Origin of the sequence: Streptosporangium sp. NPDC049376 (assembly GCF_044466505.1) — a bacterium.
Taxonomy (GTDB): domain Bacteria; phylum Actinomycetota; class Actinomycetes; order Streptosporangiales; family Streptosporangiaceae; genus Streptosporangium.
Map to the genome: position 1 here is coordinate 487,911 of NZ_JBITMT010000003.1, position 25,441 is coordinate 513,351.

The following is a 25,441-nucleotide window of genomic DNA, read 5'->3' on the forward strand; positions in this document are numbered from 1 at the left end:
AAAGTAGGTCTCCGTGACCGGTCTCCCCGACGTCGCCCTCACCCGGCGTTCCCTCCTGAGATCCCTCGCCATCGTGGGCGGCCTGGCCGCGGTCCCCGGTCTCGCCGCCTGCGGCTCGACCCCTCCCTCTCCCGCCGCCGGGAAGACCGACCTGCTCAGGGTCGCGCTGCCCTCCTCGATCGGCTCACTCGACGCGAGCAAGGAGGCGGGCATCATGAACTACGTCGTCGCCCTCCTCTGCCAGGAGGCGCTCGTCGGCGTCGGGCAGGACGGCGGCCTCCAGCCCGCCCTCGCCGAGTCGTGGGAGCGCAAGGACCCGAAGACCTACCTCTACCGGATCCGCTCCGGGGTGACCTTCACCGACGGCACCCCGCTGACCGCCGACGACGTCGTGGCCAGCCTCGACCTGCACGCCAGGAAGGGCTCCACCTCGGCCTACGCCTACGCCTACGCCAACGTGGACGAGATCAAGGCCGACGGCTCCACCGTCACGATCACCCTGAAGGAGCCGGACGCCTCCTTCGCCTGGACGCCCTCCCCGGGCACCCTGCAGATCACGAGCAGGAAGTTCGTCGAGACGACCGGCGAGAACATCGGCACCCCGGCCGGGAAGATCCTCGGCACCGGGCCGTACAAGGTGACCGAGTTCGCGCCCGACTCGCACGTGACGCTGGAGCGCAACGACGCCTGGTGGGGCGGCAAGGTCCCCTACCGGCAGATCAGGCTGGACTTCGTCCCCGAGGAGTCGACCCGGCTGCTGGCCATGCGCGGCGGCTCCGTCGACGTCGCGCTGAACGTCCCCGCCGAGCAGATCGACCAGTGGAAGGCGATCTCCGGCGTCGAGGTCCGCACGGCCAGCGACCGGTCCCTGGTCACCCTGGCCTTCAACACCGCCAAGAAGCCCTGGAACGACGTCCACGTCCGTAAGGCGGTCGCCCACGCCGTGGACCGCGAGGGCATCGTGCGCAGCGTGCTGCGCGGCCACGGCCAGGTCGCGACGACCGTCCCCGACCCGGCCCAGTGGGGCGGCGTGCTCGACGAGGCCCAGGTCAAGGACCTCTACGCGCGCATCCCGCAGTACGGCTTCGACCTCGCCAAGGCCAAGGAGGAGCTGGCTCTCTCCTCGGTGCCGGGTGGCTTCTCCGACGTGCTGACCTACCCAAGCAGCGGCCCCCAGCTCGGCAGGGCGGCCCTCACCCTCGCCGAGAACCTCAAGACCATCGGCATCACGCTGGAGGTCAAGGAGATCCCCCTCGAACAGTGGATCTCCGAGCTGGGCAAGCACGACTCCGGCGTCTACCTCGGGTGGTACTTCGCCACGACCGGTGACCCCTCCGAGTACGTCCAGCAGCTGCTCAACGACGCCTACGCCGGGGAGAACGGCTCCAACATCGCCGAGTACGCCAACGCCGAGGTGACCGGGCTGCTCGACGACGCCAAGAAGAGCACCGACGACGCCGCCAGGGGCAAGCTGCTGGGCGACGCGCTGGTCAGGGCCGCGGCCGACGTTCCCTACCAGCCGCTGTGGTGGGGAGAGGCGGCCACCGCGTTCGGGCCGAAGATCGGCGCCGGGGAGTTCGGCCCCTACTTCTTCGTCGGCCCCTGGGCCGCCAAGCTCACCACCCGCCCATGACCGTCGTGGACCTCTCGCGGGACGCGGGACTGCGGGCGCACGCGGCCCTGGCGACCCTCCGGGTGCCCGACGCCGTCGCGCTGCACCCCGAGGGCACCCGCGTCGCCTGCGTCCTGCCCCCGTCCGAGGCCGAACCCGTCGCCCACGTGCTCGACCTCACCCGTGCGGACGCCGTCCCCACCCCGGTTCCCGAGGTCGCGGGACGCGGGCACGCGCTGACCCGCTGGCTGCCCGACGGGCGGCTGCTGCTCGCCTCGGGCGACGGGCAGGCCCTCGACCACGTCGAGGTTCGCGCGGGCGACGACCTCGTCACCGTCTGGCGGGCCGGGGTCGGCGGGGAGATCGAGGACCTGGTCGCCGACGCCGACGGCACCGTCCTCGTACGGCTCGCCGACCCCGGAAGCGAACGTGACGGCAGCCACCTCGGGCTCCGGGTGGCCGACCCGGCCGCCGACCCCTTCGTCAGGACCCCGGGCGGACGGCTGCGGCGGCTCGCCCTGCTCAGGGTCGGGGACCCGGCCCCGCGGCCCGTCCCCACCCCCGGCCTGACCGTCTGGGAGGCCGACTGGCGCGACGGCCTCGCCCTGGCCGTGACCTCGGCGGATGAGACCCCCGGCGGGTACTACCGGCCCGGCCTCGTCCTGATCGACCCGGCAACCGGGGGGACCCGGACCCTGCTGACCACCTCCTGGCAGCTCAGCCGCCCCAGGCTGGCCCCCGGTGGACGCGCCGCCGTCGTGGTCGAGGGACTGTCCATCGTCTCTGGACGGGTCGTCCACCTCGACCTGGAGAGCGGTACGGTGACCCGGCTGACCACCGTGGACGACGTCACCGACCTGGGCTGGCTCGACGAGCACACCCTGTGGTTCACCGGGTGGTCGGGAACCGGCACGCACGGCGGCACCATGACCGCCGAAGGGCGGGTGCTGAGCCGCTGGACGGCCTGGGGCACCCTCGGCGGGCGCGACGGTCAGCCGTCGCTGTCGCCGGACCGCACCGGCACCCGTGCCGCCGCCGTCTGGGAGACGGCCGGGCGACCGCCGGAGATCGCGCTCGCCGTCCTCACCGAGGGTGAGTGGCATCAGGTCACCGCCCTCAACACCGACCTCGCGCGGCTGGCCGTACGGCAGGAGGAGGTGAGCTGGACCGGGCCCGACGGGCTCACGGTCCAGGGGCTGCTGCTGACCTCGGGGGAGGCGCCGGGGCCGAGGCCGCTGGTGGTGATCGCGCACGGCGGGCCGACCTGGCTGTGGTCGAGCGCCTTCGCCCCCGCCGAGTCCAACCAGCTCGCGCTGCCGCTGGCGCACGCGGGCGCCGCCGTACTGCTGCCCAACCCCCGGGGCAGCAGCGGACGCGGGCAGGACTACGCCCGCCGGGTCATCGGGCACGTCGGCGAGGAGGACCTCGGGGACGTGCTCGCCGGGACCGACCACCTCGTGGCGGCCGGGATCGCCGACCCCGGGCGGATGGCGGTGCTCGGGCTGAGCTACGGCGGCTATCTCAGCGCGTGGGCGGTGACGCGGACCAGGAGGTTCAGGGCGGCGGTCGTGATGTCCGGCGTCGCCGACTGGCTCAGCTTCACCACCGCGAGCAACCTCGCGGGCGGCTACGACCCGCTGTACCACCGGGGCGCCGACGCGACCACCCCGGAGGGCAGGGAGTTCCTCGCCGCGCGTTCCCCGGTCTGTCACGCCGGAGCCGTGACCACCCCGACGCTGATCCTGCACGGCGCCGAGGACAGAACCACCCCCGCCGGGCAGGCGGACCAGCTCTATCGTGCCTGGTCAGCGGCCGGAGTGAGGACTCAGCTCGTCGTCTACCCTCGGGAGGGCCACGAGCTGACCGAGCCGGGACACCGTCACGACGCGGCCGGCCGCGTGCTCGCCTGGCTGACGGAGAACGGGGTGCTGTGATGGACGGGCGGAGCCGGGACGGCCTCCCGCCGGACGGGGACGACGGCTCTCACGGGGACGTCCGGGAGGACGCCGTGGGAGGCGGCGCTTACGAGGGCGTCCGGGAGAACGGCTCGCGCGAGGACGCCACGGGGGACGGCTCTCACGGGGGCGTCCGGGAGGCCGCTCCTGGAGAGGGCGGTCACCGTGTCCGGCGTGCCGGGCGGGGCTGGGGCGCCTTTCTGGCGCGCAGGCTGGCGGGGACCGCCGTCGTCGTCGCGCTGGTCTCCGTCGGGGTGTTCGGCCTGCTCTACCTCGCCCCGGGCTCGGTCCAGCAGACCCTGCTCGGCACCCGTCCCGCCACGCCGGAGACCATCGCCGCCATCCAGGCCCGCTACCACCTCGACGACCCGCTGCCGGTGCGGTACCTCACCTGGCTCGGCGGCGCCCTGCGCGGCGACCTCGGCGTCTCCATCAGGACCGGCTCCCCGGTCGCGGACATGATCGGCGAACGGCTGCCGCTCACCCTGGCGCTCACCGGGTACGGCACGCTGCTCGCGGTGCTCGTCGGCGTCCCCCTCGGCGTCGCGGGAGCCGTACGGCGGGGCAGGGCGACCGACCGGTTCACGGTCACCGCCGGGGTGGTCGGGCTGAGCGCCCCGCCGTTCGCCGTGGGACTGCTGCTGCTCGTGGTCTTCGCCGCCTGGCTCGGCTGGTTCCCCGTGTACGGCACCGGCGAGGGCCTGGCCGACCGGATCTGGCACCTGACGCTGCCCGCCGCCGCGCTGGCCGTGGGCGCCGTGGGCATGCTCGTCCGTTTCAGCAGGGCCGCGCTCATCCGCGAACTCGACCAGGACTACGTGGTCTTCGCCAGGGCACGCGGCCTGGGCGGCGCCGGGGTCCTGGCCTACGCGCTGCGCAACTCGCTCGTGCCGATCCTCACCGCCGCCGGGCTGGTCGTGACCGGCATGCTGGCCGGGACCGTACTGGTCGAGGTGACCTTCGCGCTGCCCGGCCTCGGCTCCCTGCTGGTCGACTCGGTCACCTTCAAGGACGTGCCCGTGGTCCAGGCGCTCGCGTTGCTGCTCACCCTGCTCATCGCCGCCGTCAACCTCCTGGTCGACGTCGGCTACTCCCTGGCCGACCCCAGGGTCAGATTCGGCGGGAGGGCCTCGTGAGGCGCCCGTTCACCGGCCGTCGTCCGCGGGAGGCCGTGGAGGTCCGCAGGAGAGGCGCGACGCGGCCCGCGTGGCTGCGCGCCCCGGTGAGTGTGGCCGTCGCGCTCCTGGTGCTTGTCCTGGCGGCCGTCGCCGCCGCCTTCTCCCCCTGGATCGTGCCGGACGCCACCGCCCAGGACCTGATGCTGGGCATCAGCGGCCCCGGCCCCGGCCACCCGCTCGGCACCGACGACCTGGGCCGCGACGTGCTGGACCTGCTGATCGCCGGAGCCCGTACGGCCGTGCCGGGGGCACTGTGCGTGGCCCTCGGCTCGATGGTCGTCGGCAACCTGGCCGGGCTGCCCGCCGGATACCTCGGCGGCTGGGTGGACGCGCTGGTCATGCGCTGGGCCGACCTGGTGTTCTCGCTGCCCGCCCTGCTGGTCGCCATCGTCGTGGCGGGCGTGCTCGGCGGCGGGTACGGCCTGGCCATCGCCGTACTGGTCGTGCTGTTCTCGCCGACCGACACACGGGTGGTGCGCGGAGCCGTACTCGAACAGCGGCACCGTCCCTACGTCGAGGCCGCCCGGATGAAGAACCTCTCCTCCTGGCGGATCATGACGCGGCACGTGTGGCCGAACATCGCGCCCGTCGCGCTGGCCAACGTGTTCCTCAACTTCGCCTACGCCCTGGTCTCGCTGGCCTCGCTGTCCTTCCTCGGTCTCGGCGTCGCGGCGGGCTCACCCGACTGGGGGCGGACGCTGTCGGACAACCGCACCCAGTTCCTGGCCAACCCCTGGACGGTGATCGCCCCCGGCCTGGCGATCATCGCCGTCGCCGCCGCGCTCAACATCGTGGGTGACTGGCTCTACGAACGCGTGGACGCGCGGGGAAGGGCGCGCTGAGGATGGCACAAGAGGGCGGGATCACGGTCGAGGGGCTGACCGTACGGCAGCCCGCGACCGGCAGGACCCTGCTGTCCGAGGTCTCCTTCGACGTCGCGCCGGGGGAGTCCCTCGCGATCGTCGGTGAGTCCGGCTCCGGCAAGTCGCTCACGGTCAGGGCGACGCTCGGCCTGCTGCCCAGGGGACTCGACGCCTCCGGCCGGGTGAGCGTCGACGGCGTGCGGGTCGACGACGACCCCCGAACCCGCGCCCGGCAGCGCGGCGGCGTGGTCTCCCTTCTCATGCAGGACCCGTTCACGCTGCTCAACCCGCTGCGCCGGGTGGGGAGGCAGATCGCCGACGGGCTGCCGAAGGGGGCCGACGCAGCGACCGAGGTGCCCAGGCTGCTGGCCGAGGTCGGGCTGCCCGGGGACGTGGCCGGGCGCTACCCGTTCCAGCTGTCCGGCGGCATGCGGCAGCGTGTCGGCCTGGCCGCCGCGCTCGCGGGCGGGCCCCGCGTGCTGGTCGCCGACGAGCCGACGACCGCGCTCGACGCGACCACCCAGCGTGAGGTGCTCGCCCTGGTCCGGCGCATCCAGCGGGACCGGGGCATGGCGTTCGTGCTCATCACCCACGACCTGCGGCTGGCCTTCTCCACCTGCGACCGGGTCATGGTGATGTACGCCGGGCGGATCATGGAGAGCGGTGGGGCGGCGGCCGTACGGGACGAGCAGCTCCACCCCTACACCCGGGCCCTGCTGGCGGCCGAACCGCCCGCCGATCGGCGTCTGGCCGTCATCCCGGCCGTCCCCGGCTCCGTGCCGGCTCACGACGCGGTCGCCGACCGGTGTGCCTTCGCCGCCCGCTGCTCCCTGGCCGTGCCCGGGTGCCTGGCCGTACGGCCCTCGGCTCTGCCGGTACGGCCTGGCCGGGAGTCGGCCTGCCTGCGCGCCGCCGAGCTGCCCGCCAGGCCCGCGCCCGCACCGGGGGTCGCGCCTGGCGCCCCGGTCACGGCCGCCCCGGTGCTCGATCTGCGTGACCTGCGCAGAACCTTCGCCGGGGCCGCCCGGCCCGCCCTCGCCGGGGTGAGCCTCACCGTCGCGCCCGGCGAGGTGGTCGGCGTGGTCGGTGAGTCGGGGTCGGGCAAGACCACGCTCGCCCGCTGCGTCGCCGGGCTGGAACGCCCTGACGCGGGCACGGTCCTGCTCGACGGGATCGACTGCTCCGACTACGGCAGGCTGAGCCGTACGGCGGTGCGCCAGGCCCGGCGCACCGCGCAGATGATCTTCCAGGACCCCTATTCGACGCTCAACCCCGCCCGCACGATCGGGGCGACCCTGGCCGAGGCCCTGCGCGCCGACGGCCGCCCGGCCACCCCGGGAGACGTCGCCCGGCTGCTCGAATCGGTCGGCCTGAGCCGCGACACGGCCGGGACGCGCCCCGCCGGGCTGTCCGGCGGCGAACGTCAGCGGGTCGCGATCGCCCGTGCGGTGGCGGGTGAGCCCCGGCTGCTGATCTGCGACGAACCGGTCTCCGCGCTCGACGTCTCGGTGCAGGCGCAGATCCTCGCCCTCCTGGCCGAACTGCGGGAACGGCTGTCCATGGCGATGCTGTTCATCACCCATGACCTGGCGGTCGTCCGTCAGGTCGCCGACCGGCTCTACGTGCTTGAGGCGGGCCGGTGCGTGGAGACGGGCCCCGTCGACCAGGTCCTCGACGCCCCCTCCCACCCCTACACGCGGACGTTGCTGGCCAGCGTCCCCGACGGCTCCCCGGGCTGGCTCGGTTAACGCCGCAGTGGCCTGCCCGGGTCACCCGGGGGTCAGGGCGGCCTCCGCCTCGGCGAACTCCCTCGCCGGGTCCACCATCCTGGTCAGCAGCTCAAGGTCGTCCGGGTCGTAGCGCCGCCCTGACCTCGCGCCGGCGTTCGGCGGCGACGCGCAGCGGCGGCACCGCCTCGGCGTACGCGCCGCGCTGGGCCTTCAGCCTGCCCGCGAACATCGCGGACGGGCCCCCGCCGCTCCCGGCCGAACGCAGGTACCGGCGTTCTGACTTCTGCCAGTCCTTGTGGTGGCCGAGTTCGGCGTCGTGTCGGCGCCGTGTCGGTGCCGGTGGTCATGGGCCGCCCTCGGCGGGAACGGCCTGGTGGTGGTCCGTCGGGCCGTGGGTGAGGACGGGCCCGTTGGCCGGGTTCTCGACATCCCTGCACGTGGACGTCGCCTGACGGGTTCGGGAGGGTTTGACGGGTTAGGCGCCGCGAAGATAGTCTGCGCGCATCCTAAATGTCAAAGGGGAGACCCATGTGGGAGTACGAGCACAGCGTCGAGACCACCGCCGCTCCTGAGGCGCTGTGGCGTCGCTGGTCCGACATGGAGACGTGGCCACAGTGGAACGACGGGATCGAGAAGATCGAGGTCGACGGCCCGTTCGCCGTGGGCACGGCGTTCAGGATGACCCCGCCGGGGGAGGACCCCGTCGAGTTGCGCCTGGTGGAGATCGTGCCGGGTGAGGTGTTCACCGACGAGATGGACGCCGGTGGGTTCGTCGTGCGCACCGTGCACCGGCTGGAGCGGCTCGACGCGGGACGGACCCGGGTGACCTACCGTACGGAGATCGTCGGACAGGCCGCGGACGAGGTCGGGCCCCAGCTCGGTCCGGCGATCACCGCGGACTTCCCCGACGTGGTGGCCGCGCTGGTGAAGCGGGCGGAGGAGGGTTAGGCCGTGGTCGCCCATCCGGACGAGAGCCCGGGGTTCCTGCTGTGGCACGTCACGCTGCGCTGGCAGCGGGAGATCGTCGCCGCCCTCGCCCCGCTGGACCTCACCCACGTGCAGTTCGTGCTGCTGGCGACCGCCTGGTGGATGAACTCCCACGGCGAGAGTCCCAACCAGCTCAGCCTGGCCAGGCGCGCGGGCACCGACGTGAAGATGACCTCGCAGGTGCTGCGCAGGCTGGAGGACAAGGGCCTCCTCAGGCGGGAGGTCGATCCGGCGGACACCCGGGCCAAGTTGCTGAGGACCACCGACGAGGGCGCCGAACTGGCACGGCGGGCCATCGGCGTCGTGGAGGCCGCCGACGCGGCCTTCTTCGGAGCCACTCCCGACCTGTCCACCCTGCAGGCCCTGATGCGCCCTCTCGCCGACCGCCCTCTCGCCGACCCCTGAGCCGGGCCGGGTCGAGGGAGCCGCCGGTCCTGGCCGTGTGTTTCCTGGGACCGGCGGCGTTCTCGGTGTTCTTCGCCGGGTGACCGGTGGTCGTGTGGGCGCCGGAGGCGGCCGGGCCCGCGTGACGGGTGGTCAGGACCAGTAGGAGCGGGCCCGTTCCGCGGCGGTGGTGAGGGCCTCGCCGTCGATCTTGGTGAAGGTCAGCGGCACGTCGAACGCGGGCCACTGGACCACGAACTCGAACGGCTCCGGCGGCGGCAGCGGCCACATCCACAGGTTCCAGTGGCCGGTGGCCAGGCGGCCTCCACCGCCCCCGCCGCCTCCGCCGCCCTGACGCAGGACGGGTCCCTTGGGACGCGGCGGCGGCCACTCGTCGGAGTTCGTCCTGCCGTCCACGGTCGTCGCCTTGGAGCCGTCGGGCAGGCGCACGCCGAAGCGCAGGACCTCGTCCTCAAGGAGGCGGCTGGGGCGGGTCCGGTTGCGGCGTCCCTCGAACATCAGGCCACGCCGTTCCCACCAGCTGTCCTCGTCCTCGTCGAGGAGTCGTCGTGCCGCCAGCCGTACGTGGAACTTCACGTTCTCGGGGAAGGCGACGGCACTGGCGAGGACGATCGTGATCGAGTCGCTCTGGAACAGCGTCTGCTCGACGGCCACGGTGCCGCCGAGCAGATCCTTCGGGGGGCCTGCCCACGGGGGCTGATCTCTCTCCTCCGAGGCCAGGTCCCGGCCGAGTCGTGGAGGGGGGGTGAAGAAATCCATGCGGTCAAAGTACGCAACCCCACGGCCCGTCCGGGTGTTTTTTCACCACATAGCACCCCATAAGTGCGGTGTCCCGATCGATACGGCGCACCCATATAGACGGATTTATCCGGAAAAATCCTTTTTCTGTACGGCTGGCGCACCCGCGCGGTTCGCCGGCCAGGGGAGGGTCAGGGCCAGTAGGAGTGCGCGCGCCTCGCGGCGGCGACGAGCGGTGCGCCGTCGATCTCGGTGAACGTCAGCGGCACCTCGAAGGCGGGCCACTCGACGGCGACCTCGAACGGCTCCGGAGGCGGCAACGGCCACAACCACAACGGCCAGTGCCCGGTGGCGAAGTCGTCGCTCCCCGATCTGTTGCCCGACCGTCGGCAGTGCAGGACCGGACCGTCCGGACGAGGGGGAGGCCGTTCCTCGGCGTCCAGTGCGCCGTCCACGGTCGTCGCCTTCGACCCGTCGGAGAAACGGACACCGAGCCGCATGACCTCATCCGAGAGGCGGGAGCCGTGATGGCCGTGAAAATCGAACAGCCGGTCGTGGCGGTCCCACCAGACGTCGTCGTTGACTCCCTCCAGCCGGCGGAACGCCATTCGCACGTTGAGCGTCACCCCTTCGGGAAAGGCGAGGGCGTCGGTGAGCACGATGGCCAGTGTCTCCGTGCGGAACAGCGTTCGGTCGACGGGCACGACGGCGCCGACGAAATCCTCGGGAGGGCCGAGCCAGGGTGGTCTCTTTTCCCGCTTCATCGGTTTCCGCTCGGGAGGCGGTGGCGCGGTGAAGAAATCCATATGGCCACGCTACACAAATCCCATTTCCATGGCCGGGCGGAAAGAATTCCACTTCTCCGGTCCCGGGTCGGCGGATACGGAGGCCCTCACGCCCCGACCCCGTGGTCGTGTGAACGGGAGGGCCTGGCAGAGTTTCGGGTGTTACGGGTGACACAGCACAAGGAACGGGACCATGACATCCATCGAGTTCGGAACGCCCTCGACCCTGCCGCCGACCAACGGCTACAGCCACGTGGCGAGCATTCCCCCTGGTAGCAGGATCGTGTGGACCTCGGGGCAGGTCCCGATCGACGCCGAGGGGACGGTCGCGACGGCGGGTGACTGGGAGGCGCAGACCCGCCAGGTCATGCGGAACGTGGGAGCCGCCCTCGAAGCGGGCGGGGCGACCTGGGACGACGTCTTCAAGCTGACGATCTTCGTGGTGGACACCTCGGCGCTGGCGACCGTGCGGGCCGTACGGGACGAGTTCATCAACCTGGAGCGTCCTCCGACAAGCTCCCTCGTCCAGGTCGCGGGCCTGTTCCGGCCTGACATCCTCATCGAGATCGAAGCCGTGGCCGCCATTTCCGAATCGTAGGGAAAGCGCGGTAGGCCGTCTCCGGCGGAAGAAAATCCCTTAGTAAGAAGATTGTTTTTCGATAGCATCGGGACCGCCTCGTTCAGTTTCCATGACACGGAGGTGGACGATGGCGGACGCCCGGGCCGACGGCGCCACCGAGGGAAATCCGCCGGTGGGCGTGCGGACTCCGCGGTTCCGGCGGCTCTGGTGGTCGTGGACGATCTCGTTGTGCGGGGACGGGGTGCGGTTTCTGGCCCTTCCCCTCTATGTCGCGCTGCGCAGCAGGGATCCGCTGGCGACGAGCGCGGTGGCCTTCGCGGAGACGTTGCCGTGGCTGCTGGGCGCGTTGCCCGCCGGGGCCGTCGTGGACCGGTCGCCGCCGCGGACCGTGCTGGTCGCCGCGCACGGGGTGCGGGCCGTACTGACGGCCGTGCTGGTGACGGCCATGGCGGCGGGCGCGGACTCGGTGGCGTTGCTGTGCGTCTTCGCCTTCCTGCTGACGCTCGCCGAGACCTTCGCCGACCCCGCCTCCCAGGTCATGATGGTGCATCTGGCCGGACCGGATGATCTTCAGGAGGCGAACTCCCGCTTCTACGCCGTCAACACGGTGGCCATGACCGTCATCGGTCCCCTCGCCGGTGGCCTGGTGATCGCCGTCAACCCCGTGTTGGCCTTCACCGTCGACGGGCTCAGCTTCGTGGCGGCCGCGCTGCTCGTGGCCACCCTCCCCGCCTTCCCCGCCGACGCCGGGGCGACGGGTACCCGGCTGGTGGCGGGGGTCGGGGAGAGCGTCCGTCTCCTGCTGGGACACCCCGGGCTGCGCACGCTCGCCACCATGGTGATGGTCGCCGGTGTCGCCTCGACCGCCTTCGACACCCTGCTGCCGCTCTACGCCGTCGACAGCCTGGGCATGGGCCCCCGTACGGTCGGGTCGCTGGTCATGGCGTTCGGCGTCGCCACCCTGGCGGGAACCTGGCTGGCCCCGCGCCTGGCCAGGCGGGTCTCCGACGGCCCGGTGATGATCACGGGGATGGTCGTTTCCGGCGGCGGGATCACGCTGGTCGGCCTGGTGGGCACCGTCGCCGCGGCCTGGACGGGTGTGGCGATGATGGGCGCGGGCGTGGGGCTGTGGAACGTGCTCTCCGCGACGCGCCGCCAGCGCCTCACCCCGCCGGGCGCGATGGGCCGCGTCTCTGGCGCCTACCGGATGATGGCCTGGGGCCTCATGCCCGTGGGCAGCGGGCTGGCGGGAGTGCTGGCCGCCGCCACCACGTTGCGGGTTCCCATACTGGTGGCCGGGCTGGCCACGATCCTGACCGTCGCCCTGCTCGCCGTTCCCCTGCTCAGGACGGGTCCCGCGCGGGAGATCCCCTGAACGGGGCTCAGTCCTCGGAGAAGGAGATCAGGGTCAGGACGCGGCAGGGGAGGGCGCCGGTGACGTAGAGGTGGTCGGACTCGGAGGCGAACCGCAGGGCGTCCCCCGCGGCCAGGGTGACCGACCACTCCGCCGTCTCGACCGTCACCTCCCCGGAGACCACGTAGGCGTGCTCGACCGACCCCCGGCCGTGTGAGCTCTTGGCACTGCGGGTCCCGGCCGGGATGTCACCCTCGGCCAGTTCGAAACGGCGGCGGTCGGGGGCGGCGAACAGGGTGCGGACCGCGCTGTCACCGACCAGCAGGGGGGCGTTCTCCCCACGCCGGACGACCTCGGGCCCCACCAGGTTGACGCGGGTCAGCTCGCCGAAGGTCAGTTCGAGGGCGGTGGCCAGCCGGGAGAGCACCTCGACCGTGGGGTTGGCGACGCCCCGCTCGACCTGGGAGATCAACGCCTTGCTCACCCCGGTCAGCTCGGCCAGCTCACGGACGCTGAGACCGCGTGCCAGGCGGACACGGCGCAGGTTGGCGGCGATCGCCTCACGCACCCCGGCCGCCTCGGCGGGGGCGTCACGTACGGCGGGAGCCGCGAAGGAGGCCGCGAGAGAACCGGTCACGTCGAAGGCGGCGCCGTTCTCGCTCCGCATGGCTCCCCCTCACATGGCTGCCCGTACGCATCACATGATGCAGGACGTCAGCCGATGAGGGCGAGGCGGTGGGCCGCGGCGGCGGCCTCGCCCCTGGTGGAGACACCGAGCTTGCCCAGGATGTTGGAGACGTGCACGCTGACGGTCTTGGCCGAGATGAACAGCTCGGCCGCGATGTCGCGGTTCGACCGTCCCTGGGCGACCAGACGGAGCACCTCCTGCTCACGAGGGGTCAGCGGCGCCGTCGCGGAAGCCGTTGCCGGCGCCGTCGCGGCCGGGACGCCCTCCCCGGTGAGGGAAACCCCGATCCTGCGGGCCAGCGCCTCGATCTCCGCCTGCAGGGGCCGGGCCGACAGCGCGACGGCGATGGGGTGCGCCGTGCGCAGCCGTACGGCGGCGCCCTCACGATCACCCGCGCCCGCCGCCGCCCGCCCCGCGTGGAGCAGCGACTTGGCACGGGGGTGGGGCCGGTCGAGCCGTTCCCAGGTGATGGCGGCGGCGTCGTGGTCACCGTTGACGCTGAGCCGGTAGGCCTCGGCGACCGGGCTGTGCACGCCCATCGTGGCCCCGACCCCCTGGATCTGGGCGCGCAGCGCCGTCGCGCGCTCAGGAGCGATGGGCTCGGCGGCCTCGGCGACCGCGGCCAGCAGGGAGAGCACCCGCCAGCCGAGCATGGGCTTGCTGGTGATCTGCGCCTCCCCGACCACCCGTTCGGCGACGTCGAGCGCGGCCAGGGGTTCGCCGTCCAGCAGGTGCAGGCCGATCCTGAGCCGGGAGTTGGCCGAACGCTCCTGGGTGAACTCGTCCAGGACGGTGAACGCCTCGACCTCGTTCAGCACGGACCTGACCACCTCGGTCTCACCCCGGGCGACCGCCACGTCGGCCCTGATGCGGCGCAGGTGGTGGCGGGTGCGCAGGGTGGGGTCCATGGTGAGCGCCTGCTCGGCGAGCTGGGCGGCCTCCTCGAACCGGCCGAGCGACTCAAGGGCCTCGGCCCGGTTGTTGGCCAGGAACGTCCCCGAGACGCGGTAACGGCCGTACTTCCTGGCCAGTTGCTCGCCTTCGAGCGCCAGCTCGACCGCCTCGGCGGAGCGGCCCATGTTGTTGAGGGCGTCCACGGTGTTGCTGAGCGCCCGCAGGACGATACGGCCGGAGGCCTTGCGCAGGCCGATGGCCTGGGCGGTCTCGTTGATGGCGACCGTCTCCTCAAGCCGGCCTTCGATGGAGGGACCGAGGGCCAGGTTGAGCAGCAGGTCGGCTTCGAGGCACTCGTCGTTGTGCTCGCGGGCGATGCGCAGCGCCTCCTCGGTGAGCGCGGTCCCCTCCGTCACCTCACCGCTGAAGATCAGGTAGGACCCCAGCTTGGACAGCACCACGGCGCGTTCCGGACTCGGGTCGGGGACCAGGCGCGCCGCGTAGCGGAAGTGGTCGAGAGCTCCCGGCCTGCGCTTCGACATCTTGAACTGGGCAAGCCGTACGAGGAGCTCGGCGACCCGGCCTGGCTGGGTCTGCTCGTCGAGTTCGTCCAGCGCGGCCTTGACGAACTTCATGCCGCGGTCGATCTCACCGCAGGAGTGGGCGGCCTCGGAGGCCTCTTCGAGGACCGTCGTGTGGTCGACGCCGATGCGCGAGGAGGCGTCGGGAACCTTGTTCCACAGCGTGAGCACCCGTTCGAGCAGCTGCATCTTCTCGTTGTAGGCGAAGGTCCTGGACGCCTTGGCCGCGGCCTCCCAGGCCGAGATGAGGGCCCACAGGTCGTCACGGGCGGAGTACCAGTGGTGGGCGATCTCGATGGCGGCCCGGCCCATGGGGACCAGGGTGCGGTCCCTGCCGATCTCCTCGGCGAATCGGGCGTGCAGCCGTACGTGCTCGCCGGGCAGCAGCTCGTCGTGTACGGCTTCGCGGATCAGGGCGTGCCGGAAGGCGTAGGCGCGGCCGTCGGCGACCTGGAGCACGTTGGCCGCGATGGCGGGCCGCAGGGTGTCCTCAAGATCGACGTCGGACAGGCCGCTGACGGCGGCCAGCAGGTCGTGGCCGACCCGGATGCCGCCCGCGGCGGCGATGCGCAGCAGCCGCTGGGTCTCGTCGGGCAGCTGTTCGACGGCGCCGAGGATCAGGTCGTGCAGGGAGTCGGGGTAGGAGGAGTCGACGCCGCATTCGAGCAGCGCCTCGACGAACAGGGGGATGCCCTCGCTGCGTTCGAAGACCTGCCCGACCTGGGAGAACTCCGGGGTCGTGCCGAGGATGCCGGCCATCTGGGCGGCGACCTCGTCACGGGTGAGCCTGGGCAGCTCCAGCCGGGCGACCCCCTCGACCCGGCCGAGCTCGGCCAGGACGGGACGGAGCGGGTGCTGGCGGTGTAACTCGTCCGAGCGGTAGGTCATGACCATCAGGACCGGGGCGGTACGGAGGTTCCGGCTGAGGAAGGCGATCAGGTCACGGCTCGACCGGTCGGCCCAGTGGATGTCCTCGATGACCAGGATCACCGGGTTGCGCTCGGCCAGCCGTTCCAGAAGGGTGAGGATCTGCTCGAAGAGCCGCCCCCTCGCGGTGTCGGTCTCGACCTCACCGCTCGGCTCGCCGAACTCGGGCAGCAGTCTGGCGAGGTCGCGCGCCCCGCCGACCGGCAGCAGCGCCGCGACCTCCTCGGCACTCGTCTCACGCACGAGCTGGCGGATCGCCGCGGTGAACGGCGCGTAGGCCAGGCCCTCCGTCGACAGTTCGACGCAGCCGCCGATGAGCACGTGAGCCCCCCGGCTCGCGGCGCGCTCGGCGAAGAACCCGATCAACCGTGACTTGCCGACCCCCGCCTCGCCCCCGAGCAGCACCGTCGCGGCCGCGGTGCTCCGGGCCTGCTCAAACGACTCGGACAAAGCGGCGAGTTCTATCTCCCGCCCTACGAAGACGGGGCTTGCCGCCCGACCCACCATGTCTTCCAGCATGTCATGCCTTATACGAACTCTTCTTCCCATTTATCTCTCGGCGGAAGAGGTGGCGACCTACGGGGGGTGGAGGGCCCGGCCGGGTGAATACCGGTGGCCGGGCCCTCGTGGCGTGGTCATGCGGAAGCGGGCTTGCGGAACAGACCCCTGCGGCGCTCACCGGAGGACTGTCGCTTCTGCTCCGCCTCCTGCCGCCGGGTGGCCTCACGGGCGCGGCGGTACTCGACGGCCTCTCTGCGAAGGTCGGCGGCGCGCTGCTCGATCAGCTGGTGGTGGAACTCGGGAGCCATTTCGGCTTCCTCCTCACGGGGCGACTGCCCCCGGTGGTGCGATTTCCTTACACCTTCGAGACTCCTCCTAAGGCCCCCGTCGCCACATCGGACGGATGCCTTATCTCCACGGCCCCGGCGGTCGGGGGCATACCTAGGCCGGGGCGGGGCCGCCTTAGGCCCCCACGGGTTCGGCCCCGCAGAGGCCTACCCCGCGCGCAGGGAGCGCTTCAGCCGGGCGGCGGCGGCCACGGCGGGCCACAGGCGGGTGGCGAGGTTCCGCGCCAGGATGCCGCCCCGCGTCGCGGGCACCATGAGCGCCGACGCCTGCCCGACGGCCCGCTGCCTGGGCTCGACCAGGCGCCGGTGGGTGGCCTCGTACCGGCGGAAGGCCGCCTGGGGGTCGTCCGGACTCGCGGCGAGCTTCTCGGCGAGGGTGAACGCCCCGGCCATGGCCATGGTGGAGCCGTCTCCGAACAGGGAGACGCAGGACGCGGCGTCACCGAGGAGGACGACCCGGCCGTTCCACCAGCGCGGCAGGCTCACCCGGCTCACCGAGTCGAAGTAGAGGTCGTCGGCGGCGCGCACCCGCTCCAGGAGTTCGGGCACGCGCCAGGAGACGTCCGCGTACGCGCGTGTCAGCAGCCGCTTGTGCTGCTCGACGTCGCGGTGGTCGAAGCCGGGTTCCGCCGGGCTGCGGTACAGGAAGAACGCGCCGCTGGGCGTGGAGCTGACGGCGACCGCCTTGCCGGGGACGTTGTGCATGAGGATGTCCCGGTCAGGCCCGGACCGGCCGGGGAACGGCAGCGTCGCGACGTAGAGACCCATGTGGCGCATGAGTCCGTCCCCCGTGCCGAACGTCAGCCGACGGGTCAGCGAATGCAGGCCGTCGGCGCCGATCACCACGTCGAAGCGGCGGGGCCCGGCGCGCTCGAAGGTGACCTCGACCCCGCGTCCGTCACGGTCGAGGGTCACGACGGAGTCGTCGAAGAGGAACTCGGCGTGGTCGCGGCTCGCCTCGTACAGGATCGCCGCGAGATCGCCGCGCGGTACCTCGACCTCGTCCGGCTGCTGGAAGGCGCGCATGTCCATCCGGCCGACCCGCCTGCCCGCCGCGTCGACGAAGGTGAGGCCCGTCGTGCCGGTGGCGGCCTCGCGCAGCCGGGACAGGACGCCCATCCGTTCCGCGACGCGTACGGCGGGGCCTCTGACGTCCACCGGGTTCCCGCTGGAGCGCGGCGTCCCGGCGCGTTCGACGACGGTGACCTGGAAGCCGTGCCTGGCCAGCCAGTAGGCCGCCGTCGGCCCACCGACCCCGGCTCCGGAGATCAGGACTGTCCGCTTGGTCATGGCACCTCACTAACCGGATGAAACTCCTCCGCCTAACCGGTCGTGCATGGAAATCGATGTCAGCATCGCCGTTCCGGGATTTCCGATCAAGAGCGAGGCTTCCTGAGAAAGCATCCATACGTTGGAAATATGGATGTTTATGGGGTTCTTACGGGTTGTTTCCGGTGTCATGTTTGAGGCAGCCCGGCCGGCTGTGGCTCCTGACCGAAGGAGTCTTCAAGGATGAACCCCAGAACGAAGTTGGGCGCCGTCGTGGCCGTGGCCGTGATGGGGGTGTCCGGGCTGACGGGAAGCGCCGGAGCCTCCCCGGGAACACCGGACCAGCGCGCGGTCGCCGGCGCGGACAGGAGCATCCGCGAGCACGCGGAGGAACTCCGTCTCGCGCCGGGAGACGCCCTCACCCCTCCCACGATCACCTCGGGGCCGGGCGGCCTGCGTTACCTGCTCTACCGGCGGACCCACCACGGGCTGCCGGTGCACGGCGGTGAGGTGATCGTCGCCACCGACAGGACGGGCACCGTGGTCAACGCCGTCGTCACCGGCCAGCGGGCCACGCTGAACCTCGGCGCGGCGGGCGTGACGCCACGGGTGAGCGCCGCGGAGGCCGCCGCCAAGGCCCTCGGCGAGACCGCGGGGACAGGGGAGAAGGCCGGCACGCCCAGGCTGCTGATCCATGCGACGACCGACCACCCCAGGCTGACCTGGGAGGTCGTCGTCACAGGAGGGACGGAGGCGGCTCCCGTCTCACGGCGTGTCTTCGTGGACGCCCTCGACGGGACCGTTGTCGAGTCCGTCGACCAGATCGCCCACGGCATCGGCAACAGCCGCTTCAACGGCAACCCGGTGACCATCCGGACCGCGACGTCCGGGGGGCGCTACTCCATGATCGACCCCGACCGCCCCTATCTGCAGTGCGGGGGCATGTCGGGCGCCGCCTACACCAAGTCGACCGACAACTGGGGCAACGGGCAGGGCACCAACCTGGAGACGGCCTGTGTCGACGTCCTGTTCGGAGCGCAGAAGTTCTCGGACATGCTCAAACAGTGGCTGAACCGCAACGGTGTCAACGGCGCGGGAAATAGCTATCCGGCACGGGTCGGGATGAGCGATGTCGACAACTACTGGAACGGCAGCACAGTCTATTTCGGCCACAACATGGCGAAAAGCGAGCAACTCGTCTCGCTGGACATGGTCGCCCACGAGTACGGCCACGCCGTCTTCGAGACCGTGGGAGTCGGCGGACCCCCAATAGACGACGAGGAGAAGGCGCTGGCCGAGTCGACCGGGGACATCTTCGGCGCGCTGAACGAGCACTACGTCAACCACCCGGTCGCCCTGGACGGGCCGGACTACCTGGTCGGTGAGGAGGTGAACATGGCCGGCACCGGCCCGATCCGTTACATGTTCAACCCGTCCCTCGCGGGCGACCCGAACTGCTACCCGGTGTCCTGGAACGTCGATCCGCACAGGGCGGCGGGGCCGCAGAACCACTGGTTCTACCTGCTGGCCGAGGGCACCACCCCGGTGGGCAAGCCGACGAGCCCGGTCTGCGGGGGTCCCCCGACGCTGACCGGCATCGGGATCGTCAAGGCCGGGCAGATCTTCTACTCGGGGCTGAGGCTCAGGACATACCCCTGGACGCACGGCAGGAGCAGACAGGCCACCGTTTACGCGGCCAAGATGCTCTTCGGCTGCGCGGAGGTGACCGCGACCAAGGCGGCGTGGACCGCCGTCAACGTCGGCCCGCAGCCCGGTGAGGCCACCTGCTGACCCCTGGGCGGACGGGGGTTTTTTCAGCCCCGCCCGCCCCCTCAGGGGGAAGATCCATCCGATTTCCCGAAGGAATCGGCGAATGTTGACGAAAACCGGTGCCGTGACTGGCCGACACCCGGTTTGGAACTGAAGACACCAGTCGGCATGCTGGAGAGGTGTCGACTATGACTCCTTCGCTCGCCGACGTGGCCTCGTCCAACGTCGCGTTGCGAAACCTCCTCCACGGCCTACCCGGTGTCGACCGTGTGGGCGCCGACCAGCGAGCCGCGACGCTCGGCACCCGATCGATCAAGACCACGTCCAAGGCGCTGGCCATCGACCTCGCCATCCGCATGGTGGACCTGACCACCCTCGAAGGGGCCGACACGCCGGGCAAGGTGCGCGCGATGTGCGCCAAGGCGGTCCGCCCCGATCCCGGTGACCCCTCGGTGCCGAAGGTGGCCGCGGTGTGCGTCTACCCCGACCTGGTCCCCCGCGCGGTCGAGGCGCTCGCCGGTTCCGGGGTGCGGGTCGCCAGCGTCGCCACCGCCTTCCCCAGCGGCCGTTCCTCCCTGGACGTCAAGGTCGCCGAGACGGCCTTCGCGGTCGCGGCGGGCGCCGACGAGATCGACATGGTGATCGACAGAGGCGCCTTCCTGTCCGGCGACTACCTCAAGGTCTTCGAGGAGATAGCCGCGGTCAAGGCGGCGTGCGGTACGGCGCACCTGAAGGTGATCCTGGAGACCGGCGAGCTGGTGACCTACGACAACGTACGGCGCGCGGCCTGGCTGGCCATGCTGGCCGGAGGCGACTTCGTCAAGACCTCGACGGGCAAGGTGCAGCCCGCCGCGACCCTGCCGGTGACGCTGGTGATGCTTGAGGCGGTCCGCGACTTCCTGGCCGTCACGGGCCGCAAGGTCGGGGTGAAGCCCGCGGGCGGCATCAAGACCACCAAGGACGCGATCAAGATGCTGGTGCTTGTCAACGAGACCGTCGGCGACGGCTGGCTCGACCCCGCCTGGTTCCGGCTCGGCGCCTCAAGCGTGCTCAACGACCTGCTGATGCAGCGTCAGAAGCTGGCCACGGGCCGCTACGCCGGTCCCGACTACTTCACCCTGGACTGATCGATGTTCGAATACGCACCGGCCCCCGAATCCCGCGCCGTCGTCGACATCAGGCCCTCCTACCGGCTGTTCGTCGGCGGCGAGTGGGTCGACTCCCAGGGCGGCACCGCGCACAAGACCGTCAACCCCGCCTCCGAAGAGGTCCTGTCCGAGGTCGTGTGGGCCACCGAGGCCGACGTGGACAGGGCGGTCGGCGCCGCACGCAAGGCCTTCGGCGCCTGGTCGGCGATGCCGGGCTCCGAACGGGCAAAGTACCTGTTCAGGATCGCCCGCATCATCCAGGAACGCTCGCGTGAGCTGGCCGTACTGGAGACGCTCGACAACGGCAAGCCGATCCGCGAGTCCCGTGACGTGGACCTGCCGCTGGTGGCGGCGCACTTCTTCTACTACGCGGGCTGGGCCGACAAGCTCGGGCACGCGGGGTACGGTCCCGACCCCAGGCCGCTGGGCGTCGCGGGCCAGATCATCCCGTGGAACTTCCCGCTGCTCATGCTGGCCTGGAAGATCGCGCCCGCGCTGGCCTGCGGGAACACGGTCGTGCTGAAGCCCGCCGAGACGACCCCGCTGACCGCGCTGCTGTTCGCCGAGATCTGTCAGCAGGCCGACCTGCCGCCGGGCGTGGTCAACATCGTGACCGGCGCGGGCGAGACCGGCGCGGCCCTGGTCGACCACCCCGACGTGAACAAGATCGCCTTCACCGGCTCGACCGAGGTGGGGCGCCGGATCGCCAGGTCCGCCGCGAGCTCCGGCAAACGGCTCACCCTTGAGCTCGGAGGCAAGGCCGCCAACATCGTCTTCGACGACGCCGCGCTGGACCAGGCCGTCGAGGGCGTCGTCAACGGCATCTTCTTCAACCAGGGGCACGTGTGCTGCGCGGGCTCCCGCCTGCTGGTCCAGGAGTCGGTCGCCGAGGAGCTGCTCACGGCACTGAAGCGGCGCCTGAGCACACTGCGCCTGGGCGACCCGCTGGACAAGAACACCGACATCGGCGCGATCAACTCCGCCGCCCAGCTCGCCAGGATCCGTGAGCTGTCCGACGCCGGGGAGGCCGAGGGGGCCGAACGCTGGTCCCCGGTGTGCCCGCTGCCGGAACGGGGCTTCTGGTTCCCGCCGACGATCTTCACCGGGGTGGCGCAGTCGCACCGGATCGCGCGAGAGGAGGTCTTCGGGCCTGTGCTGTCCGTGCTGACCTTCCGTACGCCCGCCGAGGCCGTGGAGAAGGCGAACAACACCCCCTACGGCCTGTCCGCGGGGGTGTGGACCGAGAAGGGCTCACGCATCCTGTGGATGGCGGACCGGCTGCGCGCCGGCGTCGTGTGGGCCAACACCTTCAACCGGTTCGACCCGACCTCGCCGTTCGGCGGTTACAAGGAGTCGGGATACGGCAGAGAGGGCGGACGACACGGGCTGGAGGCGTATCTCGATGTGTGACCACCGCGAGTCCGGGCGCCGTCGCCGCCGTGGCCAGGCGACCAGGGGACACGGCTTCGCCAGGGCGGGCCGTCCCGCGCTGCGCGGCTGGTTCGCCCACCGGTGCGGGGTGAGCCGCTGCGGTCAGGTCTTCGTGCCCGCCCGGCTCTCCCAGCAGGAGAGCACGTGGAGAGGGCGGGGCGATGAGTAAGACCGATCCCGTACGGCTGGCCGTACGCAAGACCTACAAGCTGTACATCGGCGGGGCGTTCCCACGCTCGGAGAGCGGAAGGTCCTATCCGGTGACCTCCTCCAAGGGCGACTTCCTGGCCAACGCCGCGAAGGCGTCCCGCAAGGACGCCCGGGACGCGGTCTCGGCGGCCCGTAAGGCCTTCCCCGGCTGGTCGGGCGCGACGCCGTACAACCGGGGTCAGATCCTGTACCGGGTGGCCGAGATGCTCGAAGGGCGCCGGGCGCAGTTCGTCGCGGAGCTGGTCGCGGCGGGCGCGGGCCGGGCCGAGGCGGGCAGGAACGTGGACGCGGCCGTCGACCGGCTGGTCTGGTACGCCGGATGGTCCGACAAGATCACCGCGGTGGCGGGGGCGGCCAACCCGGTCGCCGGGCCGTACTTCAACCTCTCCACGCCCGAGCCGACCGGGGTCGTCGCGGTCGTCGCGCCCGAGGACCCGCTGCTCGGCCTCGTCTCGGTCGTCGCCCCGGTGATCGTCACCGGCAACACCTGCGTCGTGGTCGCCGGTGAGCGGGCGCCGCTGCCCGCCGTCACGCTGGCGGAGGTGCTGGCCACCTCCGACCTGCCCGGCGGGGTGGTCAACGTGCTGACCGGCTCGACGGCGGAGATCGCGCCCTGGCTGGCCTCGCACATGGACGTCAACGCCCTCGACCTCACCGGCGTCGCGGACGCGGAGCTGGCGGTCACGTGCGAGGAGGCCGCGGCGGAGAACCTCAAGCGGGTCCTGCGCCCGGTGCCCGTGACCGACTGGTACGCCGACCCAGGAACCCGGCGGATGACCACCTTCCTGGAGACCAAGACGGTCTGGCACCCGACCGGCGTGTGACCGCCCCGGTCCGTGGCGGAACCCTCCGCCACGGACCGGCGGACCTCTTCACGAAGGGGCGTGGCGGAGCCAGGGGTGGGCGGCCTCCAACTGCTGGGCCAGGCCGAGCAGGCGGGCCTCACCTCCCGGCGGGGCGACGAGCTGCACGCCGATGGGCATGCCCGTCGAGTGCCAGCCGTACGGCACGCTCATGGCGGGCCAGCCGGCCATGTTCCAGGCGCCGGTCGCCGGGGCGTAGGTCAGGTTGACGCGGGTGTTGTCCAGCAGCCCCCGGCGGCCCCAGCGTTCGGCGGGGGGAGGGGAGGCGGCGAGCGTCGGGGTGATGAGCACGTCGGCCTTGCCGAACCAGTGGTCGGCGCCCCGGGCGCGCCAGCGTTCCCTGCCCCGCGAACCGTCCTTGCCGATCCTGGCCAGCAGCCTGCCCGCCCTGGCCAGTGCCCGGGTACGGCGCTCAAGCCTGCGGGCGTCGAGTCCCCGGGTCTCGCGCAGGGCACAGGCGAACCAGGCGGCGATCGTGGCGCTGCCCAGCCAGCTCGGCAGCCGCGTCTCGTGCTCGACCACGGTGTGCCCGGCGGCGGCCAGGGTGTGGCCCGCCTCGACGACCGCCCGCTGCAGCTCGGGGTCGATCGCGAAGCCCGGCGGCACCGGCAGGCGGGCCACGCCGATCCGCAGTCCCGAGGGGCGCGGCGGGATCGGCGCGCCACGTCCTCCGTCGCTCCACAGCGCCCCGTCGTCGCCAGAGGAGCCGGGAGAGCCGGGGGAGCCGGACGTGCGGTGGGAGGTGGTCGGCAGGGCCAGGGACATGTCGCCCGCCATCACCGCCAGCGCCAGCGCCAGGTCGGTCACGGTCGTGGCCAGCGGGCCGTTCTCCGCCATGCCGTACCAGTCGTGCTCCGGGGGCGGGACGACCTTCTGGCCGGGCTTGATGGCGACGATCCCGCAGCAGGCGGCGGGGACGCGCAGGGAGCCGAGGCCGTCGGTTCCGTGGGCCAGCGGGACCATCCCGGCGGCGACCGCCGCGGCGCTGCCGCCGGAGGAGCCGCCGGGGGTCCGCCGGGGGTCCCACGGGTTGCGGGTGACGGCGTAGACGCTGTCGCAGAAACCGGCCAGGGACAGTTCGGGCACGTTGGTGATCCCGACGACCACCGCCCCCGCCGCCCTGAGCCTGGCCACCACCGGGTGGTCCTCGGCCGCCGCGACGGAGGAGGTGGCCGCGGAGCCGTTCCGCATGGACTCGCCCCTGACCGCGACGACGTCCTTGATCGCGACGGGCACGCCCGCGAGCGGCAGCGTGGCCAGGTCCTCGCGTTCCTGCAGGGCCCGCGCCTCGGCGAGCGCCCGTTCCGTGCGGACCCTGCGGAAGGCCCCGATCCGTCCGTCGCGTTCGGCGATCACCCGGAGGTGGTCCTCGACGATCGAGGGGGCGGTGACCTCCCCCTGGCGTACGGCCTCGGCTATCTCGGCTGCGGACCTTCCCACCCAGGACATGAACCGAGTGTTATCCGGCAAGTGCGCCAGGGGAAGCGCATCACATCTCAATCAGATGACTTGTCCGGCTCATCGGCGTTATCCGCCCCGGCGCGCCGCAGATCGCGGCCCGCCCCCTTGAGCGCCAGGCGCAGCGCGTACTCCAGTTGGGCGTTGACGCTCCGCAGATCGTCGGCCGCCCACTTGGCGATCGCCTCGTAGACGGCCGGATCGAGTCTGAGCAGGACTTTTTTCCGCTCAGGCATACAGGCTGCCGGCGTTGACCACCGGCTGGGTAGCCCGGTCGCCGCACAGGACGACCAGGAGGTTGGACACCATCTGGGCCTTTCGCTCCTCGTCGAGCTCCACGACGCCCTCCTCGGCCAGCCGGTTGAGTGCAAGCTGGACCATACCAACGGCGCCGGAGACGATGTGCGTGCGAGCCGCGACCACCTGGGCGGCCTGCTGGCGGACCAGCATGGCCTGGGCGATCTCGGGGGCGTAGGCCAGGTGGGTGATGCGGGCCTCAAGCACCTCGACCCCGGCCAGCTCGGTGCGGTCGACCAGTTCGGTGGTCAGCTCGGCGGCCACCTCGGCGCCGTCGCGCAGGCTGGTGCCGCTGCCCTCGTGGGAGTCGTAGGGGTGGCTGGTGGCCAGGTGCCGCACGGCCGCCTCCGACTGGATCGCGATGTACTCCTCGTAGTCGTCCACGGAGAAGGCCGCCTTGGCGGTGTCGGTCACCCGGTAGACGACGACGGCCGCGATCTCGACGGGGCTGCCGTCGGCGTCGTTCACCTTGAGCTTGGCCGTCTCGAAGTTGCGCACCCGCAGGGTGATGCGGCGCCTGGTGGTGAAGGGAAGCACCCACTGCAGGCCCGCGTCGTTGACCGAGCCGACGTAGCGGCCGAGGAACTGCACGACCTGGGCCTCGTTGGGGTTGACCACGACGAAGCCGCTGCCCAGGACGACCAGGGTCAGCACCGCCACGACCCCGGCCACGATCTTGACGACGTCGTCGCCGGAGAACGCGATCCCGGCCAGGACGGCGAGGAGGACCAGAAGTCCGAGGAGAACGGCGAAACCGTTGATCCGGAAGGCACGTCGTTCCATGTGCTCCACCTTTGCTATCGGAGTGATATCACTAAGATAGCGCGTGATCATCGATGTGTGAACCGGAATTCGGCACGCTCGGTGACA

At 71.7% G+C, this 25,441-nt stretch carries 23 protein-coding genes; 14 read left to right on the forward strand and 9 right to left on the reverse strand.

Translation table 11 applies throughout. The features are described 5' to 3' along the window. Positions 1-13 precede the first annotated feature (13 nt). The 7 genes from ACIBVQ_RS12125 (at position 14) to ACIBVQ_RS12155 (ending at position 8,730) form a co-directional block, all read left to right on the forward strand. Positions 14-1,633, forward strand: a complete 1,620-nt coding sequence (locus ACIBVQ_RS12125; RefSeq protein WP_399177245.1) for an ABC transporter substrate-binding protein — start codon at positions 14-16, stop codon at positions 1,631-1,633. Then, entirely contained in the window at positions 1,630-3,546 is a 1,917-nt protein-coding gene (locus ACIBVQ_RS12130) for a prolyl oligopeptidase family serine peptidase (protein ID WP_352010774.1), read from the forward strand. The genes ACIBVQ_RS12125 and ACIBVQ_RS12130 overlap by 4 nt, the downstream gene beginning before the upstream one ends. Next, positions 3,546-4,703 carry an ABC transporter permease gene (locus ACIBVQ_RS12135; RefSeq protein WP_399177247.1) on the forward strand — a complete coding sequence of 386 codons (1,158 nt, stop codon included), beginning with the start codon at positions 3,546-3,548 and terminating at the stop codon, positions 4,701-4,703. Before ACIBVQ_RS12130 ends, ACIBVQ_RS12135 begins: the two co-directional genes overlap by 1 nt. After that, positions 4,700-5,587 carry an ABC transporter permease gene (locus tag ACIBVQ_RS12140; RefSeq protein ID WP_399177249.1) on the forward strand — a complete coding sequence of 296 codons (888 nt, stop codon included), beginning with the start codon at positions 4,700-4,702 and terminating at the stop codon, positions 5,585-5,587. Before ACIBVQ_RS12135 ends, ACIBVQ_RS12140 begins: the two co-directional genes overlap by 4 nt. A gap of 2 nt (positions 5,588-5,589) precedes the next feature. Continuing rightward, a complete protein-coding gene (locus ACIBVQ_RS12145) occupies positions 5,590-7,356 on the forward strand; it encodes an ABC transporter ATP-binding protein (RefSeq protein ID WP_399177251.1) in 1,767 nt (588 codons plus the stop codon). Positions 7,357-7,866: 510 nt separating this feature from the next. Continuing rightward, positions 7,867-8,286 carry an SRPBCC family protein gene (locus ACIBVQ_RS12150; protein WP_362912704.1) on the forward strand — a complete coding sequence of 140 codons (420 nt, stop codon included), beginning with the start codon at positions 7,867-7,869 and terminating at the stop codon, positions 8,284-8,286. Positions 8,287-8,289: 3 nt separating this feature from the next. After that, positions 8,290-8,730, forward strand: coding sequence for a MarR family transcriptional regulator (locus tag ACIBVQ_RS12155; RefSeq protein WP_352010768.1), 441 nt, complete (start codon positions 8,290-8,292; stop codon positions 8,728-8,730). 132 nt (positions 8,731-8,862) lie between these two features. On the opposite strand, the gene ACIBVQ_RS12160 is transcribed toward ACIBVQ_RS12155, so the two are convergent. Continuing rightward, on the reverse strand, positions 8,863-9,489 hold the full coding sequence (locus tag ACIBVQ_RS12160; RefSeq protein WP_352010767.1) for a hypothetical protein: 627 nt from the start codon (positions 9,487-9,489) through the stop codon (positions 8,863-8,865). A 170-nt stretch (positions 9,490-9,659) separates the two neighbouring features. Then, positions 9,660-10,274 carry a hypothetical protein gene (locus ACIBVQ_RS12165; RefSeq protein WP_399177254.1) on the reverse strand — a complete coding sequence of 205 codons (615 nt, stop codon included), beginning with the start codon at positions 10,272-10,274 and terminating at the stop codon, positions 9,660-9,662. A gap of 172 nt (positions 10,275-10,446) precedes the next feature. Here ACIBVQ_RS12165 and ACIBVQ_RS12170 point away from each other — a divergent pair, with 172 nt between their 5' ends. Next, the gene (locus ACIBVQ_RS12170; protein WP_352010765.1) at positions 10,447-10,851 is read left to right on the forward strand and encodes a RidA family protein; all 405 of its coding nucleotides are present in this window, start codon (positions 10,447-10,449) and stop codon (positions 10,849-10,851) included. Positions 10,852-10,960: 109 nt separating this feature from the next. Beyond that, a complete protein-coding gene (locus ACIBVQ_RS12175; RefSeq protein ID WP_399177257.1) occupies positions 10,961-12,208 on the forward strand; it encodes an MFS transporter in 1,248 nt (415 codons plus the stop codon). Positions 12,209-12,215: 7 nt separating this feature from the next. On the opposite strand, the gene ACIBVQ_RS12180 is transcribed toward ACIBVQ_RS12175, so the two are convergent. The 4 genes from ACIBVQ_RS12180 to ACIBVQ_RS12195 form a co-directional block, all read right to left on the reverse strand. Then, on the reverse strand, positions 12,216-12,854 hold the full coding sequence (locus tag ACIBVQ_RS12180) for an XRE family transcriptional regulator (RefSeq protein WP_352010763.1): 639 nt from the start codon (positions 12,852-12,854) through the stop codon (positions 12,216-12,218). A 47-nt stretch (positions 12,855-12,901) separates the two neighbouring features. Next, entirely contained in the window at positions 12,902-15,826 is a 2,925-nt protein-coding gene (locus ACIBVQ_RS12185; protein ID WP_399177259.1) for an AAA family ATPase, read from the reverse strand. 86 nt (positions 15,827-15,912) lie between these two features. Beyond that, complete coding sequence (locus tag ACIBVQ_RS12190) at positions 15,913-16,086, reverse strand: hypothetical protein (protein WP_352010761.1); 174 nt, start codon at positions 16,084-16,086, stop codon at positions 15,913-15,915. A gap of 186 nt (positions 16,087-16,272) precedes the next feature. Continuing rightward, positions 16,273-17,415 carry an FAD-dependent monooxygenase gene (locus ACIBVQ_RS12195; RefSeq protein ID WP_399177261.1) on the reverse strand — a complete coding sequence of 381 codons (1,143 nt, stop codon included), beginning with the start codon at positions 17,413-17,415 and terminating at the stop codon, positions 16,273-16,275. Positions 17,416-17,637: 222 nt separating this feature from the next. Between ACIBVQ_RS12195 and ACIBVQ_RS12200 the strand changes: the two genes are divergently transcribed. The 5 genes from ACIBVQ_RS12200 (at position 17,638) to ACIBVQ_RS12220 (ending at position 22,777) form a co-directional block, all read left to right on the forward strand. Then, a complete protein-coding gene (locus tag ACIBVQ_RS12200; RefSeq protein WP_399177263.1) occupies positions 17,638-19,185 on the forward strand; it encodes a M4 family metallopeptidase in 1,548 nt (515 codons plus the stop codon). Positions 19,186-19,352: 167 nt separating this feature from the next. Next, complete coding sequence (gene deoC, locus ACIBVQ_RS12205; protein ID WP_352010758.1) at positions 19,353-20,291, forward strand: deoxyribose-phosphate aldolase; 939 nt, start codon at positions 19,353-19,355, stop codon at positions 20,289-20,291. A 3-nt stretch (positions 20,292-20,294) separates the two neighbouring features. Continuing rightward, a complete protein-coding gene (locus tag ACIBVQ_RS12210) occupies positions 20,295-21,722 on the forward strand; it encodes an aldehyde dehydrogenase family protein (RefSeq protein ID WP_352010757.1) in 1,428 nt (475 codons plus the stop codon). Next, complete coding sequence (locus ACIBVQ_RS12215; RefSeq protein ID WP_352010756.1) at positions 21,715-21,912, forward strand: hypothetical protein; 198 nt, start codon at positions 21,715-21,717, stop codon at positions 21,910-21,912. Before ACIBVQ_RS12210 ends, ACIBVQ_RS12215 begins: the two co-directional genes overlap by 8 nt. After that, a complete protein-coding gene (locus tag ACIBVQ_RS12220; protein ID WP_362912724.1) occupies positions 21,905-22,777 on the forward strand; it encodes an aldehyde dehydrogenase family protein in 873 nt (290 codons plus the stop codon). Before ACIBVQ_RS12215 ends, ACIBVQ_RS12220 begins: the two co-directional genes overlap by 8 nt. Positions 22,778-22,825: 48 nt before the next feature. Here the strand turns inward: ACIBVQ_RS12220 and ACIBVQ_RS12225 are convergent, their stop codons facing one another. Genes ACIBVQ_RS12225 through ACIBVQ_RS12235 form a run of 3 tightly spaced genes read right to left on the reverse strand, consistent with a single transcriptional unit; the run spans position 22,826 to position 25,354 of the window. Then, positions 22,826-24,265, reverse strand: coding sequence for an amidase (locus ACIBVQ_RS12225; RefSeq protein ID WP_399177267.1), 1,440 nt, complete (start codon positions 24,263-24,265; stop codon positions 22,826-22,828). A gap of 47 nt (positions 24,266-24,312) precedes the next feature. Then, positions 24,313-24,510, reverse strand: coding sequence for a hypothetical protein (locus ACIBVQ_RS12230; protein WP_352010753.1), 198 nt, complete (start codon positions 24,508-24,510; stop codon positions 24,313-24,315). Next, a complete protein-coding gene (locus ACIBVQ_RS12235; protein ID WP_399177269.1) occupies positions 24,503-25,354 on the reverse strand; it encodes an SPFH domain-containing protein in 852 nt (283 codons plus the stop codon). The genes ACIBVQ_RS12230 and ACIBVQ_RS12235 overlap by 8 nt, the downstream gene beginning before the upstream one ends. Positions 25,355-25,441: the final 87 nt, after the last annotated feature.

Excerpts from the sequence above, each read along its gene's own strand:
- ACIBVQ_RS12190 (WP_352010761.1), bottom strand. The coding sequence starts at position 16,086 with ATGGCTCCCGAGTTCCACCACCAGCTGATCGAGCAGCGCGCCGCCGAC.
- ACIBVQ_RS12185 (WP_399177259.1), bottom strand. The coding sequence starts at position 15,826 with ATGGGAAGAAGAGTTCGTATAAGGCATGACATGCTGGAAGACATGGTG.
- ACIBVQ_RS12200 (WP_399177263.1), top strand. The coding sequence starts at position 17,638 with ATGAACCCCAGAACGAAGTTGGGCGCCGTCGTGGCCGTGGCCGTGATG.
- ACIBVQ_RS12175 (WP_399177257.1), top strand. The coding sequence starts at position 10,961 with ATGGCGGACGCCCGGGCCGACGGCGCCACCGAGGGAAATCCGCCGGTG.
- ACIBVQ_RS12180 (WP_352010763.1), bottom strand. The coding sequence starts at position 12,854 with ATGCGGAGCGAGAACGGCGCCGCCTTCGACGTGACCGGTTCTCTCGCG.
- ACIBVQ_RS12170 (WP_352010765.1), top strand. The coding sequence starts at position 10,447 with ATGACATCCATCGAGTTCGGAACGCCCTCGACCCTGCCGCCGACCAAC.
- ACIBVQ_RS12135 (WP_399177247.1), top strand. The coding sequence starts at position 3,546 with ATGGACGGGCGGAGCCGGGACGGCCTCCCGCCGGACGGGGACGACGGC.
- ACIBVQ_RS12195 (WP_399177261.1), bottom strand. The coding sequence starts at position 17,415 with ATGACCAAGCGGACAGTCCTGATCTCCGGAGCCGGGGTCGGTGGGCCG.
- ACIBVQ_RS12220 (WP_362912724.1), top strand. The coding sequence starts at position 21,905 with ATGAGTAAGACCGATCCCGTACGGCTGGCCGTACGCAAGACCTACAAG.
- deoC (WP_352010758.1), top strand. The coding sequence starts at position 19,353 with ATGACTCCTTCGCTCGCCGACGTGGCCTCGTCCAACGTCGCGTTGCGA.
- ACIBVQ_RS12130 (WP_352010774.1), top strand. The coding sequence starts at position 1,630 with ATGACCGTCGTGGACCTCTCGCGGGACGCGGGACTGCGGGCGCACGCG.
- ACIBVQ_RS12165 (WP_399177254.1), bottom strand. The coding sequence starts at position 10,274 with ATGGATTTCTTCACCGCGCCACCGCCTCCCGAGCGGAAACCGATGAAG.
- ACIBVQ_RS12150 (WP_362912704.1), top strand. The coding sequence starts at position 7,867 with ATGTGGGAGTACGAGCACAGCGTCGAGACCACCGCCGCTCCTGAGGCG.
- ACIBVQ_RS12215 (WP_352010756.1), top strand. The coding sequence starts at position 21,715 with ATGTGTGACCACCGCGAGTCCGGGCGCCGTCGCCGCCGTGGCCAGGCG.
- ACIBVQ_RS12160 (WP_352010767.1), bottom strand. The coding sequence starts at position 9,489 with ATGGATTTCTTCACCCCCCCTCCACGACTCGGCCGGGACCTGGCCTCG.
- ACIBVQ_RS12210 (WP_352010757.1), top strand. The coding sequence starts at position 20,295 with ATGTTCGAATACGCACCGGCCCCCGAATCCCGCGCCGTCGTCGACATC.
- ACIBVQ_RS12235 (WP_399177269.1), bottom strand. The coding sequence starts at position 25,354 with ATGGAACGACGTGCCTTCCGGATCAACGGTTTCGCCGTTCTCCTCGGA.
- ACIBVQ_RS12145 (WP_399177251.1), top strand. The coding sequence starts at position 5,590 with ATGGCACAAGAGGGCGGGATCACGGTCGAGGGGCTGACCGTACGGCAG.
- ACIBVQ_RS12230 (WP_352010753.1), bottom strand. The coding sequence starts at position 24,510 with ATGCCTGAGCGGAAAAAAGTCCTGCTCAGACTCGATCCGGCCGTCTAC.
- ACIBVQ_RS12225 (WP_399177267.1), bottom strand. The coding sequence starts at position 24,265 with ATGTCCTGGGTGGGAAGGTCCGCAGCCGAGATAGCCGAGGCCGTACGC.